This window comes from Flavobacteriales bacterium (assembly GCA_013214975.1).
GTDB lineage: Bacteria > Bacteroidota > Bacteroidia > DT-38 > DT-38 > DT-38.
This window is the reverse complement of record JABSPR010000319.1, coordinates 1-3,966: the sequence shown is the minus strand read 5'-3', so window position 1 is coordinate 3,966 and position 3,966 is coordinate 1. Positions and strand designations below refer to the sequence as shown.

3 protein-coding genes are annotated in these 3,966 nt (G+C 34.7%); 2 read left to right on the top strand and 1 reads right to left on the bottom strand.

Annotation, left to right across the window (positions count from 1 at the left end; all coding sequences use genetic code 11):
- The first annotated feature begins 328 nt into the window (after nucleotides 1–328).
- The gene (locus HRT72_10165; protein ID NQY68068.1) at nucleotides 329–1,894 is read left to right on the top strand and encodes a PD40 domain-containing protein; all 1,566 of its coding nucleotides are present in this window, start codon (nucleotides 329–331) and stop codon (nucleotides 1,892–1,894) included.
- Nucleotides 1,895–1,914: 20 nt separating this feature from the next.
- Here HRT72_10165 and HRT72_10160 read toward each other — a convergent pair whose 3' ends face one another.
- A complete protein-coding gene (locus HRT72_10160; GenBank protein ID NQY68067.1) occupies nucleotides 1,915–2,526 on the bottom strand; it encodes a hypothetical protein in 612 nt (203 codons plus the stop codon).
- A 260-nt stretch (nucleotides 2,527–2,786) separates the two neighbouring features.
- Between HRT72_10160 and HRT72_10155 the strand changes: the two genes are divergently transcribed.
- Nucleotides 2,787–3,966, top strand: a 1,180-nt coding sequence (locus tag HRT72_10155; GenBank protein NQY68066.1) for a fused MFS/spermidine synthase, incomplete at its 3' end; no start/stop codon positions are given.

The following is a 3,966-nucleotide window of genomic DNA, read 5'->3' as shown; positions in this document are numbered from 1 at the left end:
TTTTTTTTCTCGCTTGTATGGAAGTTTTGTAATATTGGGTGAAAGTACTATTTTGTCTTGATCGGATGAGGCTAAAAAGTAGAAGTCGATGGCGCAATATTTGGCCATTGATTGAATGCCACGGACTTCTCTACTACTGTTGATAGTGAATGTAGATAGAACACAAATATTGTTTTTCATACTCGAAATGCTGAAGTAAATTTAAACATACTGATTTCAATTTGTTGAATATTAATCATTCATTATTATATAGTTAGTGACATAGTTGATTTTGTATTAAATTAGGTCTATCGATTCGCAAAGTCTTGCGAACAGAATGTTAATGAAAATGAGATCTGCAAAAAATATTATTCTGTTATTTTTTCTCCTGTCAAACGTTACCCTTATAGCGCAAGTAAAGTATGATAAGGAAACGAAAAACTCATTGGCTGAGGCTGACTATTATATGGAGCTTGGTAATTATTTTAAGGCATTAACAGAATTGCGTAATGTTCATGAACATGATCCAGAATCGGCTACAATAAATTTTAAAATAGGAAAGTGTTTAATTGAATTAAAAGGGGATGAAAAGGAAGCTGTTGAGTTTCTCGAGCATGCTGCGAAAGAAGGGCATAACGAATCAAATTTTTATTTAGCTCAATGTTACCATTCGGAAAGTAGGTTTGATGACTGCATTAGCAGATTAACGCAGTACAAAGGCTTTCAAGGAGAGAAAAAATACGTGGATTCAATTGTTAACCGGAAAATAAGAATTGCGAAATATGCCAAGAAGTTAACAGATAATCCAATTGATGTTGAAGTATTGAATATGGGAGAGAAAGTAAACTCTACGCATTCTGATTACGCACCATTAATAAATGCCGACGAGTCAATCCTCATATTCACATCTAGACGTGAAGGTAGTACAGGCGGGAAAGTAGATTACTATGGAGAGTTCTTTGAGGATATTTATATATCAAGAAAAGAGAAGGAAACGTGGTCTGTGCCGGAGAGATTACACATGGAGGTTAATAGTGATTTACACGATGCAGCTGTTGGTTTATCTGCAGATGGCAATACTTTAATTATATATCGCGCAAATAAAAATGGACAGGGAGGAAGTTTGTACGAAAGTGATTTTGTAGGTGCAGATTGGTCATCTCCTTTATTACTCGAAAAAAATATTAACAGTAAATATGTAGAGACAGGTGCAAGTCTTTCTGCCGATGGGAATATCATGTATTTTGCAAGTAACAGGCCTGGAGGTTATGGAGGGTTAGATATCTACCGCGTTAAAAAAATGGATAATGGTAATTGGAGTGTGCCTTATAATTTGGGCTCCCAAATAAACACTCCGTATAACGAATTGCCAACTTTTGTAGATTCTGATGATCATACCTTATACTTTCAATCTAAAGGGCATAATACAATGGGAGGCTACGATATATTTGGTTCTGTAATAGACGATAATGGGAAATGGAATATTCCTGAGAATCTGGGATATCCGATTAATACTGTTAATGATGATTTGCATTTCGAGATCTCATCAGACGGGGAGAGGGGGTATTATTCTACCGTTTCTTCTTCGGGAAGAGGAGACCAGGATATTTTTATTATTAGAATGCCGTATCCTTTTAGGTTGCTAACAGTGGTTAAAGGAGTTTTGACATCCGCAGGTGATAATCATTCTCCAATTAAAGGAAAGGTAATAGTTAAGGATAGTGAGGGAGCTAGGCATGGGGAGTATAAAACAAATATTTTAACAGGTAAATATTTAATGATTCTTAATCCCGATGTGGATTATTCGATAACTTTTGAGGCAACGGGCTACGTGTCTAAAACGGTTGAGCAGTATTACAAAAAGTCGGATGAAGTTAAATCAGCCGTTTTGAATATTGAATTAGAAAGAGAATAATTACTCTTCCTTAAAGTCAATTATTTCAGGCTTGCAAAGTTTGATTTTCTAAAAGCATCAAGCATAGTAGATTTGTCTTCCAGATTATCATATGTCAAAATTACTTCTAGTAGTTTGTCATTAATTATTTTGAGGTAGATGATTTGGCTATAGAGAGGTTTGTTTTTTCGTGATACCAAATCAATATTTAGTCTGTTAAAGTTAACACCGTTTATAGTGTCAATACTAGAGGTTATAATTGCTTCTTTCAATTTCATAATGCCGAACCCCTTGGAAAGGATTTGAGAATAGTAAACGATTAATTCTTTTTCGGATACAACTCTATTAAAAAAAGACATCGATTCCATATTGCTAATCATGCAATTCCATTTGTCTTCCTCACCTTTATATATTCCAAGAAGGTGAGTGAAGTCAGGTCTAAGATCTTGATACATATATCGAGCAAGAGTTACGTTTGTCCACCTTTCTCTATGTGTTCTGGGTATAGATTTCCAGTCTTTAGGAATCGCCATCTTCCATTCAAGTTCTTGATTATGATAGATTCCGTTTTTTATATCGGTGCTATCAAAATTTGAATTACATGAGTATAATGTAATTGATATTGCTAGAAGGTAGAGATGTAGTTTATTCATTTACTTTCAAGCATCATCTCAAATAAAGGATTCTCCGCACCGAACCCCATTTTCTCTTTGTTCAGAAGGCTTACTTCGCCGTGCTTATTCACAATTGTAAAGGCCCAAAATAAAATTGAAACGAGAATGCTGAAAATTGTGATTCTTAAATAAAAAGATTTGAGGCTCAAAGTATGCTTGGTTGTTGAATTTACATTGCCCTAAAATTATCTATTATTGCATTAAGAATCAACTTGTAATATTTAAATGACAATATTTTCGTGCTAAGTAAAATTTCAAAAAAATATTTAATTCTTGCTTTCGTAGAGGGATTTGCTGTTATGGCGGTGGAGATGTTTAGTGTTAGAATTATTTCTCCTTTTTATGGTTCTTCACATACACTTTGGACATCGGTTCTTGCAAGTACTTTGTTTGCTTTGGCGATAGGTTATTTTGCTGGTGGTTATTTAGCCAAGGGCAAGGATGAACCTAATCGGATTCTTCTTCATCTTTTACTTGTGGCGTCGCTGTTCATAGTTGGAATGACGTTTTATTCTAACTATTTAATGCTGTTTTTTTATGATTATGGTTTCCTATCTGCCGTAATATTGAGCCCTTTAACGATTCTTATATTTCCTTTGATGTTTTTGGGTTGTACATCGCCAATTATTATAAAAGCGAGTAGTGTTAATGAGAATTTAACTGGAAAGGTATCAGGAATTATTTTTACTATTTCTACAATGGGAGGAATACTTGCCTCATTCCTTTTTGGTTTGATAATAATTCCCAATTTCGGAGTAGCTATTCCTGCCACAGTTCTTGCTGTCTTCGTTTCTACTACAGCACTTATCCTATTGTATAAGAGCGAGCGGATTGTAATATTGATACCTTTTATAGTTGGGCTGTTAGGTATAAGTCTTTATGTGGTGAGAGAAAATGTAAGGCCTAAGTTATATGGTGCACATGAGGTAGAAATGGTTGCAGAAGGAGTTTTAGGTCAGATTAAAGTAGTGAAGACCAGGTTTTTTGATGGAAACGATAAAAAGAGAATGGTTGTTAATAATGTTGCTCAAACCAATTGTGCAATGATTGATGGGGAGGCAGTTTCATATTGGAGTTATCCGCATTTAATATCAATTTTCGGAAGTGTTATAGATGAGGGATCTGATGCTCTAGTTCTGGGGTTTGGAAGCGGAAGCAATGTAAGTGAGCTTCAGAAAAGAAATTTTAAAATTGATGCGGTTGATTTAGACAAAAGACTCCTTCAGATAGCTAAAGATCATTTTAATTTCAAAGAAGACAAGCATAATTTTATTGTCGACGATGCTAGACACTATGTACAAGTCACGGATAAAAAATACGATCTAATTGTAATGGATGTGTTGAAAGGTGAGGTACAGCCAAATTATATGCTGTCGATTGAAAGCTTTATGGCCCTGAAGAATGTGATGAAAGAAAATG